The sequence below is a fragment of the Bacillus luti genome (assembly GCF_009739945.1).
Lineage (GTDB): Bacteria > Bacillota > Bacilli > Bacillales > Bacillaceae_G > Bacillus_A > Bacillus_A luti.
On sequence record NZ_CP040336.1, the window covers coordinates 2,670,294 to 2,686,465 of the forward strand.

Here is a 16,172-nt window from a genome sequence, read left to right on the forward strand (position 1 = left end):
CCACTACATATGTATTTTCTATAATGGGCGGTACGGTCTTATAAAGTTCAACTAATCGCGTGTTTACGAGCAGCCCGACTCCCACCTAACTTCTCTGCTCCAGTCGAATTTTGAGATGGGAGTTTTACTGCTCACAAATTGCAGGACAAATCCTTTCGGTATAAGTTAATTACATCTTTTAAAGCAGCTGCAGCAGCCCCGCGCGGATTAGAAGCACCACCAATTGTAGTAATTTGTCCCATCGTATCTGTAAAGAACGTAATTCCTTTTTCTGTCCCATTTATTTTTGCTAGCGGGTGATCTTTCGCTATTTCGTATGGTTCAACATTTAGATTCACATTACCTTTTTCATCCTTATAAGCTGATGCTATTAATTTAACAATTTTATGTTGTTCCTTAGCATTTCGAATTTGTTCTCTTGTAACGTGCTCGATTCCTTTTATATGAATATCTGTAAGTGTATTCTCTACTCCCATTAAACTGTTTGTTAAAAGTAGCAATTTACACGCACTATCTGAACCACTCACATCTAATATTGGGTCTGTCTCAGCAATCCCTTTATTTTGCGCTTCTTGTAAAGCTTCTTCAAATTTCATATCTAATTCATACATTTTTGAAAGAATATAATTAGTTGTCCCGTTTAATATCCCCTCTATTTTCTCAATACTACAACCAGCTAAACTGAATTGCCCAATATCTAATGTTGGTAGTGCAGCCGCAGTTGCACCGCTATATCGAATTCGTACATTCGCCTGCTTTGCTGCTTCATTTATTTCTCTCCAGTTTGTAACGAGTGCACCTTTTGAAATTGCAACTATATCCATCTGTTTCTCAATCGCTTGCTCCATATATTGTTTCCCTGGATTTCCACTTTTAAGGTTTGTAACTGTTGATTCTACCAATACAGTACCACTTATGCTATTTGTTGCACGTTCTTTCTGATAATGTTCTAAATATTTTTCAATTGCAGCAGTGCCACTGCCACATTTTAATAAGTGATGAATAGATAAACCTTCTTCATTATGTATTGCAACATTTCTACCTAATACACCGCTTACCACTAAATTGATTCCATATGTCTCATTTATAGATAAATGTTTTTCATTTAGTAATTTGATAAACTCTCTTCCTACTGTTCCATATCCTGATAATACAACTTGAATTTTCATAATATCCCCCCATATTTTTCTACCAAATCCCTCTTTCAATATAATATAAAGCACCCTCGAATTCCATCGAGAGCGCTTTATATTATATTTATTTCGATAACCGTCATAGTTTCGCTACAATTACTCTAATGATATTTACTACACCAACATTTTATTAGTAAAAAGTATAAATGGACATTTATGTTCTTCATAATAACTTGTAAATCCGATTATTTGAATTTATAATTAAATATAGTTTCCTCATATTAAACCAATCTATACATTATGAAAAACTATCTTCATTACATGAAAAGGAGGTAAAGCGATATGCACATCGGATTAAATACTCACACACTATCTCAACCTACTAAATTAACTCCTACTACTCTTGAGCGCAATAATATCTCTTCTAGTAAACTTGAAGATACAAAATTAAATGATCCAATCAAATTTGATATTCGTTCATCTGAAAAAGAAATGAAACAACCTGAGCATAAATTTAACGAATTGGATTTATGGAAGATGTTAAAAGATAAAGGTGTTCCTTTATGGATCATCCTTGAAATGCTACAAAAAGTTCGTAAAGAAAAAGAAGCTCAAAATAATTCGGTTCAAAATTCAATTGTGATTGAAGAAACGAGTGCGACACGATTAAATGAAGTAATGTAAAGTATAATATTTGATTGGTCGATAAACTAAAAAGAGTTCGAGGTTGATAAAATTTCTATCAACCTCGAACTCTTTTTTAAAATTTTTCTCCAATTGTTACAAACTGAAAAGATACTTCTCCTTCCAAACCTTTAATTAGTTTGTTTACTTTGACATTTTCATTAATCAATGTATTATCTGTCGACATTTTAGGTTTCTCGTCACCTATAGACTTTTTCAAATGTAGAAGTTGCATTTTCGTTTCCTTTGCTTGTATTTCTTTATATACACTATTTTTCGCTACAATTACATACCATTGCGTTGGATACTTCCGCGTATTACCTATCCAAGCGTCACTATTATATGTAAAAGAAATCTCTTTTCCTTCTAATTCAATACTTTTCAAATTCTTTTCTTCTTCTTGCGCGAACAGTAACGAACCCTCTTTCGAGAATTTTGGTAACGTATTTATAGGTATAAAATTGGATCCATTATCTCGTTTACGAAAAATATTAGCTTTAATCAATGCTTGTGCGGTAGATTCATTTAAAATTAATACCTGTCCGTTTCCAAATTTACCTGTTTTCACAGAAAACAATTCATTTTCTTTCGTAATTTCCTGATAACGATTAATAATTGATGATGTTTTATTTTCATCTCCAATGATTAATACACCGTTTGCGGGAAATGTGGAGTCCTTTTTTGAGCATGCACTAAAACTTATTAAAAGTAATATAGTTAATATCAAAATAGTTACAGTTCTTCTCATCGCAGTTCCTTTCATAATTCAATTCATTTTTCATATGCTTTTTTGTAATCTTTTTAGGTGAAATACTCTATTGCTCCATAGTTTTATACAGCTTTTGCAGGTAACGCCAACGAGTTATAAAGAAATATAAAAGTTGTATACATATAAATGAAATTAAAATAACGATCGAGCTATTTAAAATAGAAAAATCGACTAATTGTTGCAGCGCTATATACGCAACTCCAGTATGAATCACTGCAATGATAATTGGTAAGAAGAACATTAATAATAACTGTCTCGTTACAACTTTTTTTAGCTCTCGCTTACTTAATCCCATTTTCGAAATCATTTTATATTGCTGTTGATCACGGTCCAAATCTGTATATAACCGGAAATAGATAAAACTAGCAGCGAAAGTAAAGAAGACTATTCCGACTAAAACACTTGCCATAAGTAATAATCCATTCATTTGCTTTGCTTCTAACAAATTTAATGTTAAAGCATGAAAACTGAAATTACCTTTTCTTGCATCTTCATCGAATATACTATTTAATTGATTTGAAATTTCTTTCGTCTTTATCCAGTCATCTACAACAAATCCGTACGTACGATCTTGAACAACTACATCATCTTGATTGGCATTAAAAGGAATACGATCAAATACATGATCTTGAACAGCAATAAAAATACCAGTAGTATCATGTGGTAAAACTAAATTTTCTACAGCTTTTTTCACACGAAATGTCTTTGTCCAATCACCTTGAATGACTTCAATTTTCTTTTTATAATCACCATTTTTAAATTCTTGCTTGTGCGATACCATTCCAGGTATTAATAAAATTTCATCTTCTTTTTCAATTGTTTCTTGTTGATATCCAAGCGCTCTCGCAAGTCCATTATATTCACTTAACTTAATTATATATACATTACTTTCTGTATATATAAATGACGTTGCAGCCATTCGATACGGAATATTAGCATCAGAAAGGTGTTTTTTTATAATAGAGAGATGTTTATCCACCATCTTGTCTTTTTCAGGACCTACATAGAGAAATGTATACGGATTTGTCATCCTTACCAATTCTTTATTTCCAAGAGCAGCTGTTGTACCAATTGCTGTAAATGCAACTGCTGAAATAATAGATACTATAAAAAACATTGTTGCATTATCTTTCATTCGATAAATTAATTCTGAAAATGTTAATATATTTGTTCTCTTTAGAAAGAAAGCTTCACTTCTTTTAGCAAGATGTAATATGTAAACGCTACACTGTGTATATAAAAAGTACGTTCCTATAATTACTAGTAGTACACCCATTCCAAGTGCAATAAAGCTATGACTTGAGATAAATTGAAATACTGAAAAATATCCACATCCAATACTAATTAAAGATAGCAGTGATAATAAAATTGAAGCTTTCGGTTCAGGCTTCGGCTTTTCTTCTGCCTGTATAAGTTCCACTAGTTCTGTTACTTTTATCATTTTAAATGTAACTAGCGAAACAATTAAAAATAAGAAAAGAAACGTGATGACAGTTAATATTACAGCCTGCATTGGTATATAAAAAGGTAAGCCATTACTTATCATTAATACACTTGCACTTATCAACAAAACTAGTTTGGAAAATATGAGACCTATGAGAATGCCTACACAAATCGAACCAAATCCAATTAACATATTTTCAATCAATAATAATTTTTTTAGCTGTCTCATTGACATACCTTGCATCATTAATATGCCAAACTCTTTTTTACGCGTTTTTAAAAATGAACTAACCGAATATAAAATAAAGAAAAATGAAAATATAAAAATCAAACCTTGTGAAATTGTAAATCCCATTTTACCCATTGCACTTATTGTTGCACTTGTCGATTTTAGCTCACCTTGTAAATCAGGATGAAATAATAGAAGAGCATACGTAAAGAAAATCATAATAGAAAATGCACTACTTAAAAAATGAGCTGCATAAGTACGCTTATTGCGAAAAATATTGTTAAATGCGAACTGACGAAAAGTCATGCCTTTTCCCTCCTAACAAAGAAAGGACATCCATAATCTTTTGATAAAAGGCTTGTCTGCTTTCACCACAATATATTTCATTATATAATTGACCATCTTTAATAAATATAACTCTAGTGCAGAAACTCGCTGCATAAGGATCATGTGTAACTAACATCATCGTTGCTTTTTCTTCTTTGTTAAGAGTATCTAGCATCTCCATTACATCATTTGAAGATTTAGAGTCTAAATTCCCTGTAGGTTCATCTGCAAGTAATAATTGCGGCTTATGCACGATAGCACGAGCGATTGCGGTTCTTTGTGCTTGTCCCCCTGATATTTCAAACGTTCTTTTACTCAATATATCTGCAATATTTAATTTTTCTGCAATTTCTTCCACTCGTTTGTTCATTTCTTGTACAGAAACACCATCTAACGTCATCGGCAATACGATGTTTTCCTTTACTGTAAGTGTGCTAAGTAAATTAAATGATTGAAAAACAAATCCTAATTGTTTTCTACGGAATAAAGCTAAACTGTCTGATGATAATTGGAAAGGATTTGTACCATTTATTAATAGTTCTCCCGATGTGGGAGAATCGATAGTAGATACCATATTTAATAACGTTGTTTTTCCGCTACCTGAAGGCCCCATAATTCCTACAAATTCACCTTCTTGAATTGATAAATCAATATCTACTAATGCTTTATAAGGTACTTTCCCTTTATATACTTTACTAATACTTTTTGCATGTAAAATTTCCATTTATATTCTCCCTTCATTTGCACTGCTTACTATAAAGTGTAAATGAATTGTTTTATAGCTCATATTGATTCATCTTTCATTTATCTTACACGCTTGTAAGATTTCTAAAAAAACAGATAATAAATATACTTTCAAACTATAATCGATGTATATCTATCTTATACTATTTGCATAGCGGCATAAAATTCAATGCTACATATCTCTAGTTGCCGAGACAACTTGTATTCTTTGTTAGCAACATGGTGTATATCAATATACTATAAAGAATAACTATATAACATCAAAACAATGAACAACAATTTATCAAATAGTACGAAGAAAAGCTCAGAGTCTTAGCTCTAAGCTTTTTTATAATGATTTTATACCATTATAGCTCCTGTTAAGGAGCTATATTTTTCATTTCGTTATTACCCACCACGGATTATTAGTCTTCACTTTATCCATTCTGATTTACTCAATTGATAATGATTATATAGTTGGTTTTCTATCGTTTGTTGGCTCTTATAAGTAAATCCAGATTTTTCAATAACTTTATTTGAAACTATGTTGCTAATTAAAGCAATTGCGTTAAGAATAGTTACATTTGTATTTTCAAACAAATATTCAATCATTCCTTTAGTCGCTTTCGTAGCGTAGCCATTATTTTGATACGCACTTGAAATAGCATACATAATTTCTCTATTCGGTGAAGGGAGTTCTTCTTTAATAGCCGTACAGCACCATCCAATAAGCTCATTTGTACCTTTCATAAATATCCCTAAATGTAAGGAGTGTCCATCTATGTTAGATGTATTTTTCACGGCAGCTAGAAATGCTTTATTTGCTGGTATTTCATCATTGATAATCCAATGAATCCTCTGTTCCTTCGTCGATTTCCAGTCTGGTAAAAACTTTTCTATTTCCGGTTGATTGGATATTTTATAAATACTCTCTGCATCTTTGACCATAAACTCTTGCAAATATACATTTCCACAATCTATTCTAAATAACTTAGTCAAACTCTCTTCTCCCATGTTAATCCCCCTTTCCTTACACTAAAGCGCCTTAATCTGCTTCGTAAGTTCTATAAATCGTTCATCAAGTTCTTTGTATTCTTTATCGTTAGAAGTTAAAAAGCTTAATTTACCTAATACTTCTTGTCTTTCTGTTTCTAACTTTAAACGTAGCTCTTCAATATCATCTCTTGTTTTAATAGGCTCTTTTAGTTGCTTTTGTATCGTTTGATTTGAAAACACGAGTTTGGTTTTAGTTGTTTTCTCCAGGAAATATCGATCGTGAGAAACGATAACGAGTGTTCCATTATACTCTCCTAACGTATTTTCAAGCTGTTCCCGTGAAGGAAGATCTAGGTGATTCGTCGGTTCATCTAAAATAAGTACATCTTTTTCATCTAAAATATAAGCCATTAACTTACATTTTACTCGTTCACCCATACTCATATATCGAATTGGCTCTTTCCATTGGGAAGTTTCAAACCCTAAATGTTTCATTAAATTTTGGACTTTTCCTCTTTCTTCAAATGTCTCTTTATAAAATAAATCTTCTGGTGTTTTATCAAGTGGTAAATCAAATACTTCTTGAGTTAAATAACCGATGTTTGCTGATGGTGAAATCCATACTTCTCCTTCAGCAGTTTCGTCCCCCATAATCATCTTCAGTAAAGTTGTTTTCCCGCTACCATTCGGCCCAATAATCGCAACCTTCTCACCGTGTTGAATTGTAAAATTAACGTTTTCAAATAATGTTCGTCCATTAAATTCTTTTCTCAATTGTTTTACTTCTAAAAAGCGTTTTCCTACTTTTTTATTTGCTTGAATAGAGAACTCGACTGAATACTCTTCTTTCACACGTTCTACTTTCGTTTTCTCCAGCTCTTTTTCAAGACGCTTTCGTTTTGACTTCACTTGCGCATCCATTCGCTTCGCTTTTACACGATAAAATTCTTTAACACCTTCTTGTTTTGTCGACTGCGCATGTGCCTTTTGTGACCATGAACTTAATTCTTTTATATGAGTTTCTACTTGTTCTATCTTTTTTTGTTGTTTTTCATATTCACGTTGCTGCGTCATTCTTTTATGCTCACGTGCTTTCATATAACTTGTATAATTACCGCTATGGTCAATTAATTTCTTGTCCTCAATTGACCATATTCTAGTCGCAACAACATCTAAAAAGTATCGATCGTGCGATACGACGATAACTGTACCTTTCATATTTTTAATTTGCTTAATGAGAAGTTCCGTACTCATCTCATCTAAATGATTTGTCGGTTCATCTAATACTAAGACATTAGGATTTTCGGCAAATCCTTTTGCTAATCGAACTTTTAGCTTTTCACCACCACTTAAAGTATGAAAATCATTCGTCGGCACGCCCCATTTCGCAAGAAGTTCTGCTTCTTTTGCAATCATATCCTTACTAACGAAAGATTCTTTTTCTTGTTCAACATATGCTGTTGTTATATTCATTTGCATCCATTCAACAGTCCCTTTTGAAGGTTCAATCTTCCCATTTATTAATTGAAGTAACGTTGATTTCCCAGCACCGTTTTTACCAATTAATCCGATAACATCCCCTTGTTTTACTGTCACATTCATTTTTTCTAACAAAGTATTTTCCTTTATTTCAACATAAACATCATTTAATTTTAAAAGTTCTTTCATAAATACCGATCCCTTTCATTAAGGGAGAATAAAAAATCCTCCCAAAGTAATTTTGGCAGGATTAGTCGTTAAAATATTTATACCCAAATAAGCTATTGCGCAACCTAAATAGCAATACCGTTGTATGGAAATTGGGCAGACTAATCCTATTTTTTAGAAATTGAAATTTATTTAATTTCAACATTTAAAAATAAGATTAGTTAATCATCGTCCACCCATCATTCCTTTCCGTCATTAGTAACCATATTGTACCATGATAGTACTGTATGAGTAAATGCAATTATATGTGCTGTAATAAAGATTGCTTTCTTCTAGGTCTATTTATCATTTCTTTACTTCATATTGAACAAGCGCAAATTACATTGATTGTAATGATTCCTTTAGATTTCCCTAGTAATAAACTTCTAAGCACTCCCTCTTATATAATTTTTATATAAATTTATGATTAATTATATATTATACATACTACATTTTAGTTCTTATAATAAAATTATCATTTTTAAGGAGGGATTCTACAATGGAATTTAGCAAACTCGGAAACAGTGGGTTAACAGTAAGTAAGATTGCATACGGGAATTGGATAAACCATGGTGGAAAAGTGAATGAAGATACTGCAAATGAATGTGTGAAAGCCGCATTAGATGTTGGAATTACAACGTTCGATACTGCTGATGTTTATTCAGACACGGTAGCCGAAGAAGTACTTGGCCGATCTTTGAAGGGCATACGCAGAGAGAGTATAGAACTTTGTACAAAAGTATGCCATCCGACCGGACCTGGAAAAAATGATCGAGGTTTATCGCGAAAACATATTATAGAAAATTGTAATGCATCTTTACAACGGCTACATACAGACTATATTGATATCTATTATGCACATAGATTTGATAAAACCACTCCCCTTGAGGAAACGATGTTAGCTTTTGCTGACCTTGTAAGACAAGGTAAAATCCTTTATTTAGGCGTAAGTGAGTGGACATCAGAACAAATTACCCGTGGTGCAGCACTTGCACGAGAATTGAACATCCCTCTTATTGCTAGCCAACCTCAATATTCGATGTTGTGGCGAGTTATCGAAACGGATGTAATACCTACATGTCAACGTGAAGGACTTGGTCAAGTTGTTTGGTCTCCTCTCGCACAAGGTATTCTCACTGGAAAATACCAACCAGGTAAACCACTCCCCGCCCAATCACGTGCTAATTCAGATGCAGGAAAACCATTTTTCAACAAACTCGTACAACGTTGGATGAGTGATAATGTACTTATCGCTATACAGAAACTTAATCCTATTGCTAAAGAAAATAATCTCACCCTACCTCAACTCGCAGTTGCTTGGGTATTACAAAATCCAGCTGTTTCCTCTGCAATTATTGGCGCTTCCAATCCGGAGCAAATTAGAGAAAACGTAATTGCTTCTATTGTGAAATTGCAACCTGAAATTATGGATCAGATTGATGGGATACTAAAAGGTTTCGTTGAGTATGATCCTAGCAAAACAGGTTGAAACATGAGTGAGTTCTACCTAAAAAGAAGCATTCCTTTTAAAATGCCCACTCCCCATCCTATAAAGATGGGCTTTTATCTTTTAAATTCACAATGTGAAGTCGTATAAACCTCTCTAACAACTGTTAAGAAGTTCTCTAAAATGACAGACTTTTCATCATGTCTCCATCCGGCATATAAATTTATTAATGGTGTTTTTTCTTTGATTTCTTTATAAATGACTCCCGATTTTTTATAGCTTTCCACCGATGAAGGAACGACAGACATCCCCATTCCTACAGCAACTAAATTTACAATCGTTTGCATTTGAATCGCTTCTTGAACAATAGTTAAACTTACTCCATGTTCCCAAAAGTAACTAATAATTAAATCATAAAAGTTTGTACCGAAATGACGAGGAAATAAAATAAATGGTTCATCCACTAGTTCTTTAATAGAAATATTAGGTAACGAAACGAAAGGGTGATCTTCATGTAAAACTAGTTTTAAACGTTCGTTAGAACAAACTTCGGAAGACAATATTTCATTATTTTGCTTGGAACGAATAAATCCAATATGAATTTGTTTTTCATAGAGTGCTTTTATTTGCTGGTCTGTTGTCATCTCTCGTAATATAAGTTGAACTTTAGGGAAACGTTCTCGAAATTGTTTTAATATATCTATAACGATTCCTGTTGAATCGACAAAGCCAATTATTAAATGTCCTATCTTCCCTTCCCCCGCAAGCTGTGTTTCTTTAATAGTTCTATCTACTTGAATTATCGTTTGCCGCGCACCTTCTAAAAATATTTCCCCTGCATCGGTAAGTTCAACCATTCGTTTTGTTCGATGGAAAAGTTGAACTCCCAATTCTTCTTCTAATTTACGAATTTCTTGACTTAAAGGAGGTTGCGCCATCATAAGACGTTCTGCTGCACGACTAAAATTTAATTCCTCTGCCACTGTTATAAAATATTTCATTTTCCGAATATCCATTACAATCCCCCCTATCATTAACAACTAACAAAAAATCTCTTTTACTACCAACCAGCATTAATATGTCTAGTAATTCTTTTTACCTTCTCTTAGGTACATAATCTTTCATTATCAAATTGTATCAGTATTACAAAACAAGGCTAAAAAACTTATCTCAAAAGTTCTTTAGCCTGAAGCATTTTTTACACATTATAAAATTTAATTCGTACAACGGTACCTTTATCAATTTCTGAATGGATTTCCACACTATGTCCTAATTGTTTCGTAATTTCATATACAAGATATAGCCCCATTCCAGTTGATTCTTTAAAATCTCTACCATTTTCTCCTGTGAAGAAAGGTTTAAACACTCTTGGTAAATCTTGCTTCGGTATCCCTACGCCATAATCGGCGATTTCAAGTATAACGTTATTACCTTCCTTACAAGCTTTCACTTTAATCTTCTCTCGACTACCAGATGAATATTTAATCGCGTTCGATAGTATTTGTCCAATTAAAAATTGTAACCATTTCGCATCACTTTCTACTGTAATGTCCTTCTCAATTTTAAGCTCTGGATAAACAAAGTTCCGGATAAAGAAGCGTTTATGTTCATGCACGGAATCATTCACTATTTTATGGATTTTTACTCTTTCCACGTAAAAATCTTGTGTAAATGCTTCTAAACGCGCGACATACAAAGCCATCTCTAATCCCTTTTTCAATCGGTCAGTTTCTTCATTAATACTTTCAAAACGCGAATCCACTTCATCCTGTGTAATTAATTCTATTACAGACAAGGGTGTTTTCATTTGATGAATCCACTGATTCATAAAGGTTAAGTGATCATTATTTTTTCTCTCTTGTATTTGCAGCTGATTTTGATAATGTCGATATTGTACCTCCAGTAAGTCTTGAAGCGCAGTAGATACAACAGCAAAATCTGATTTTTGAACAGATTCATCCAAAGAATGCAACGGATTTGCTAATCTTTCATAGAACGTACGATGAGTAAAGTAACGAAATACTAAATAACCTACCATAAAAAAGACACCTAAAAACATTGCATATAATGCCGTTGCAATATGGTTATGCCCATCAAACCAATATACAAGGAATATGGAGAGAAGTTGCAATACTGTAAAACAAATAAGCGGTATATGATCACGTATAAACAGCTTCATCATTTTTCCATACCAGTATCCCAAGTAATATGCATTCTATATCCAACGCTACGAACCGTTTCAATTGCATCTTCAATCTGTAATGTTTTTAACTTTTTACGCACACGAGTTGTATTTACGCTTAAAGTATTATCATCCACATAGGATTCACTATCCCATAATTTATTTAATAACACTTCCCTGCTCACTACACGCGGATAATTTTTCATTAACGTCTCTAATAAAATAGCTTCATTCCTTGTAATATCAATCTCTTGATTCTTAAGCTTTAACACAAGTCTTTCAGGATATAAACAAAGACCTTGTTGCTCAATCATTCGTTCTTCTAGTTTTGGTGCATAATCTCCGTAGGCACGTCTTAAATGACTACGAATTTTCGCCACCACAACTTCATAATGAAAAGGCTTCGAAATAAAATCATCGCCACCATTTTCTAACGCCATAACTTGATCCATCGTACCTTCACGCGCAGAAATAAATAAAATTGGACATGTAGAAACCCCGCGAATTTGACGACACCAATAGTACCCATCAAAACATGGTAAATTAATATCTAATAAAACTAACTCTGGTTGTTCTTCTAAAAAAATGTCTAATACATTTTGAAAATCTGATACAATAATTCCTTCATAACCGTATTTCGCAACATGTGTTGATAATAGTTCTGCAATTTTTATATCGTCTTCTACAATCATTATTTTGACCATTATTTAACTCCTTTTTCGCTCCACAATCTCAAATATACTTATACAAAATAAATACTACCTCTTTTCACAAAATCCGTAAATTAAAAAAGGACACTTTTATACAAAAGTATCCTTTTTTAATCTTTATCTATTTAATATTAAATTGATTCAAAATAAATCCCAGCTTCTCCACATAATCCATTCCTATTTCCATCCGTGCCGTTTTCAGCGGGTCTACAACTTGGCATACTTTTAAATTACCTGCTGCTGATAATAAAAGAGTTGCGTCAGCTTTAGACATTCCCAACTCTTCATATAAAAATGTCACCATATTACGTACGGCGCGATTAGCTGCATCATCTAACAATTTCTCTGAAGCGATCGTTATTATTTTTCCTTTTTGAATAGCCATTGGTAGAGGCCATCGCTTTCCTTTTATAGTTTGAACAGTTACAGTTACCTCACCAGCAACTTCAACCCCGCTAACACCAATTTCACCATCACCCATCGCTGCGTGTAAATCACCTAATGCTAAAAGAGCACCAGGAACATTTACAGGTAATAATAACGTTGTCCCTTCCTTTATCTCTTTACAGTCCATATTCCCGCCGTGATCATGCGGTGTACCACATGAAATACTCTCTTCTTTCGGCGCAGTACCAATTACCCCGATCATTGGATTAATCGGGATTTGTAGTTCACTTGAAAACACAACATGTTCATTATGTATTGAGACGACTTTCACTGTATTTTCATGTAAATCTTCCCCCATTACACCAAGGTTCGCACCTGTAGTTAAAACGCCCTGCTCTGCAATTTCAATCTTTTCAATCGTTACAACTAATATATCACCAGGTTCGGCCCCTTTAATATATACAGGACCAGTCGCTGGATTAATTCGATTCCAATCTAACTCTTGAAACACCACATCTTCAGAATCAATTTGATTTTCAAAGCAATCATATGTTTCAAATACAAGGCGACTCCCAATTTCTACTTCCATACATGGTTTATTTTCTGATGACATTGCGTAAATGATATGTTCTTTTTGAATTCGATACATATTATCTCTCCCCTTTTATATTGGTCTACAATTACTAATTAGCTTTTTTCATAAAAGCTCCTTTTAATAATTAATGAATTTACATATAGAAAAGCACTTAGCTTATTTTCATACATACACTCTTTACTATAACAGGTAAAGAAAGGCGGTATCCTTATGCCTCTTATTCCATATAACGAAAGCGATGTTGACTTACTCGCTCGATTAATACGCGCTGAAGCTGAAGGCGAAGGTCGGCAAGGCGAACAACTTGTTGGATGTGTTGTAGTAAATCGTGTGTTTTGTGATTGTTTAGACTTTAAACAACTCCGTACCGTACATGATGCAGTATATCAAAGCCCAGGTGGATTTGAAGCTGTACAATACGGATATTTTTACCAACGCGCTCGTGAATCAGAAAAAGAAATCGCAAGAAAAGTTTTACAAGGTGAATGGCGCTGGCCAGCAAGATGGGCTCTTTGGTATTTCCGTCCAACTGGAGCTTGTCCACCTGAATGGTATAATCAGCCGTTTGTAGGACAGTTTAAAAGCCATTGCTTTTATGAACCACGTGGTGATGAATGTCCGAAAATGTATTCACGATAGTAAAATTTGCAACGCAAGTGCTTAGAAATTTGGGTACTTGCGTTGCTTTTCACTATGTTTTAGAAATCTAATAATGTGATTAATTTTTCTATGCCTACCACATGTATCAATAATGGTATACGAGGACCATTTGATTGATTCATAATGAGCTTATATATAATGGTGAATAATTGTTTTTGATTTTCTTTCATTATCTTTTTATCTTCATGATGACAAATCGAATACAATTGTTCCATTAAGTTAGAGTAATCGTTATTAGAACGAAGTGTTTTGCAAACTTCTACTAACCATCCTTTCTGCCTGTCATCTAATGTGTTGTAAAACTCTATATTTCTCTCTTGATTTACTGTAATTAATTTTTCAGATTGAAAGTTTCTAATCCAATATTCCACCCGATTACTTATTGCAATCATTTCAGGTAATGCATAACTTCTATCTGTTTTTTCTAATATACTTTGTAAAATAGATGAATCAAAATGTAATAATGGTAACGTTCCTGCTACTTGATTAAATTTCGGATATTCATTAACTCGGCTATCAGCTCTAGAGAGCTTCATTGCATCAAATAAATCTTCATTTTTGAGCATTTTATTTTTATAACTATCTTTTAATCGTTCATACTCTGTAAAATTGCGAATCACATCTTCATCAAGACCGATATGAAACGCTGCGTCTGGCCTATATTTTGCAAACATAAATAGAATCACTTCGGGCAAATACACTTTTAGCAACTCGCTAGGTGTAATACTATTCCCTAAGGAACTAGACATTTTTTCATGATTCCCTTTAATTCCAATGAAATCATAAGCAACGTAATGTGGAGCTTCACGATTGAATACTTCCCTCGCAATTTCCTTTGATACATTATAACTACCTGTTTCTGATGAATGATCTCTGCCGCCCGGTTCAAAAACAACATCCTCAATCATCCATCTCATCGGCCAATCGATTTTCCAATTCAGTTTCATTTTATTTGTATTTAATATTGATAATTCATTTTGATTTCCGCATTCACATTCATACCGAACTGTTTTCAATACTTCATCAAAATGTGTAATCGTTGTTGCATCTTTCCCGCATTTCTCACAATATAATGTAACCGGATAAAAATTCTCTCGTTCTTCCTCACTACACTCCCCAGTTTTAAAACTCATTAAAATATCATATATTTCTTTTCTTTTATATAAAGACTCTAATATATTTGCGTTATACCTTCCGCTTCTATACTCAGCGTTTTGATATATGAATTCCACTTCAATCCCAAATACTTGGAGCGACTTTTCAAACTCTTTTTCAAAATGCTCCGCATATGAGTTATGACATCCATATGGATCTGGAATATCACAGTATGGCATACCAATATATTTAGCAAAAGATGGATCAATATTTTTAGGGACTTTTCTAAACCTGTCATAATCATCCCATGAAAAAATGAAACGAGTCTTTTTCCCTAAATCTTTAAGCGCTCTTACAACGAAATAAGTCGTTACAATTTCACGGAAGTTCCCGATATGAACAGAACCAGATGGACTAATTCCTGAAGCGCAAACAAAAGTTTCTTTGTTTGGATGTTTTCTAATTAATTCATGTGCTACTTCATACGCCCAATGCATATACTACTCACCTCAATTATATTTTTGTTCTCACATTTTCATTTTTTTGCAATAAAAAAACTCCCACCCCCAAGATTATTCATCTTGAGGACGAGAGTTATTAGCTTCGCGGTACCACCTCAGTTTGTTAATATGTCACCATATTAACCTCTTCAGGTACGGCAAAATATGCTTATACCCTATCTCTATAACGGGAGAACCCGTCGCACCATCCCTAAACAAATTAGTTCCTTGCGCAGCTCCAAGTCTTTTTTCATTAAGATGTATACTGCTCTTTCTCAGCTACCAGAGCTCTCTGTACGTATTCTTTCTTAACTACTCTTCTCTTCCATGCCATTTTAAATATTAGTTTTTTTATATGATAATTTATAACACTTTTATTGTCAAACTTTTCTAAACAGAATATATAACTATCTAAAAAAATGCTTTATCGCTTCTAATTGAATTTTGTGGCTACACTCATCACAACAATATGCCCCTTTTGGTTTCTCTTTAAATCTCTTATATTTTTCACTACCTTCGTAAACACGAAATATGTTCTTACAAGAAAAGCAAACAATCTCATAAAACATCATATGCATTTTCCTCTCCGTGTTTATACACTTTTCA

General features: G+C 33.2%; 15 protein-coding genes and 1 other annotated feature. Of the genes, 3 read left to right on the forward strand and 12 right to left on the reverse strand.

Features of this window, described 5'->3' with window-relative positions; all coding sequences use genetic code 11:
* Nucleotides 1-131: 131 nt before the first annotated feature.
* A complete protein-coding gene (locus EUC40_RS13685) occupies nt 132-1,169 on the reverse strand; it encodes a homoserine dehydrogenase (RefSeq protein WP_156575668.1) in 1,038 nt (345 codons plus the stop codon).
* Nucleotides 1,170-1,475: 306 nt separating this feature from the next.
* On the opposite strand from EUC40_RS13685, the gene EUC40_RS13690 reads away from it, so the two are divergent.
* On the forward strand, nt 1,476-1,817 hold the full coding sequence (locus EUC40_RS13690) for a DUF3914 domain-containing protein (protein WP_156575669.1): 342 nt from the start codon (nt 1,476-1,478) through the stop codon (nt 1,815-1,817).
* A 76-nt stretch (nt 1,818-1,893) separates the two neighbouring features.
* Here EUC40_RS13690 and EUC40_RS13695 read toward each other — a convergent pair whose 3' ends face one another.
* From EUC40_RS13695 to abc-f, 5 genes are all read right to left on the reverse strand, one after another.
* Nucleotides 1,894-2,565 (reverse strand): lipoprotein BA_5634 family protein, encoded by a 672-nt coding sequence (locus EUC40_RS13695; protein WP_156575670.1) that lies wholly within the window; start codon nt 2,563-2,565, stop codon nt 1,894-1,896.
* A 67-nt stretch (nt 2,566-2,632) separates the two neighbouring features.
* Complete coding sequence (locus EUC40_RS13700; RefSeq protein ID WP_156575671.1) at nt 2,633-4,564, reverse strand: FtsX-like permease family protein; 1,932 nt, start codon at nt 4,562-4,564, stop codon at nt 2,633-2,635.
* On the reverse strand, nt 4,539-5,309 hold the full coding sequence (locus tag EUC40_RS13705) for an ABC transporter ATP-binding protein (protein WP_156575672.1): 771 nt from the start codon (nt 5,307-5,309) through the stop codon (nt 4,539-4,541). The genes EUC40_RS13700 and EUC40_RS13705 overlap by 26 nt, the downstream gene beginning before the upstream one ends.
* 431 nt (nt 5,310-5,740) lie before the next feature.
* Nucleotides 5,741-6,322: a GNAT family N-acetyltransferase gene (locus EUC40_RS13710; protein WP_156575673.1), complete on the reverse strand. Its 582-nt coding sequence runs from the start codon at nt 6,320-6,322 to the stop codon at nt 5,741-5,743.
* A 21-nt stretch (nt 6,323-6,343) separates the two neighbouring features.
* On the reverse strand, nt 6,344-7,972 hold the full coding sequence (gene abc-f / locus EUC40_RS13715) for a ribosomal protection-like ABC-F family protein (protein ID WP_156575674.1): 1,629 nt from the start codon (nt 7,970-7,972) through the stop codon (nt 6,344-6,346).
* Nucleotides 7,973-8,489: 517 nt separating this feature from the next.
* Between abc-f and EUC40_RS13720 the strand changes: the two genes are divergently transcribed.
* Nucleotides 8,490-9,479, forward strand: coding sequence for an aldo/keto reductase family protein (locus tag EUC40_RS13720; protein WP_156575675.1), 990 nt, complete (start codon nt 8,490-8,492; stop codon nt 9,477-9,479).
* 74 nt (nt 9,480-9,553) lie between these two features.
* Here EUC40_RS13720 and EUC40_RS13725 read toward each other — a convergent pair whose 3' ends face one another.
* From EUC40_RS13725 to EUC40_RS13740, 4 genes are all read right to left on the reverse strand, one after another.
* Nucleotides 9,554-10,453 carry a LysR family transcriptional regulator gene (locus EUC40_RS13725; protein WP_156575676.1) on the reverse strand — a complete coding sequence of 300 codons (900 nt, stop codon included), beginning with the start codon at nt 10,451-10,453 and terminating at the stop codon, nt 9,554-9,556.
* Between the two features lie 182 nt (nt 10,454-10,635).
* Nucleotides 10,636-11,619 (reverse strand): sensor histidine kinase, encoded by a 984-nt coding sequence (locus tag EUC40_RS13730; protein ID WP_156576944.1) that lies wholly within the window; start codon nt 11,617-11,619, stop codon nt 10,636-10,638.
* A complete protein-coding gene (locus tag EUC40_RS13735; RefSeq protein WP_156575677.1) occupies nt 11,616-12,323 on the reverse strand; it encodes a response regulator transcription factor in 708 nt (235 codons plus the stop codon). Before EUC40_RS13735 ends, EUC40_RS13730 begins: the two co-directional genes overlap by 4 nt.
* A 127-nt stretch (nt 12,324-12,450) precedes the next feature.
* Nucleotides 12,451-13,365: an acetamidase/formamidase family protein gene (locus tag EUC40_RS13740; protein WP_156575678.1), complete on the reverse strand. Its 915-nt coding sequence runs from the start codon at nt 13,363-13,365 to the stop codon at nt 12,451-12,453.
* Nucleotides 13,366-13,521: 156 nt separating this feature from the next.
* On the opposite strand from EUC40_RS13740, the gene EUC40_RS13745 reads away from it, so the two are divergent.
* A complete protein-coding gene (locus EUC40_RS13745) occupies nt 13,522-13,950 on the forward strand; it encodes a cell wall hydrolase (protein WP_001128412.1) in 429 nt (142 codons plus the stop codon).
* A 59-nt stretch (nt 13,951-14,009) separates the two neighbouring features.
* On the opposite strand, the gene lysS is transcribed toward EUC40_RS13745, so the two are convergent.
* Complete coding sequence (gene lysS / locus EUC40_RS13750; protein ID WP_156575679.1) at nt 14,010-15,563, reverse strand: lysine--tRNA ligase; 1,554 nt, start codon at nt 15,561-15,563, stop codon at nt 14,010-14,012.
* Nucleotides 15,564-15,646: 83 nt separating this feature from the next.
* Nucleotides 15,647-15,903: a binding site (T-box leader), on the reverse strand.
* A gap of 70 nt (nt 15,904-15,973) precedes the next feature.
* Nucleotides 15,974-16,144 carry a DUF2197 domain-containing protein gene (locus EUC40_RS13755; protein ID WP_149175311.1) on the reverse strand — a complete coding sequence of 57 codons (171 nt, stop codon included), beginning with the start codon at nt 16,142-16,144 and terminating at the stop codon, nt 15,974-15,976.
* Nucleotides 16,145-16,172 lie beyond the last annotated feature (28 nt).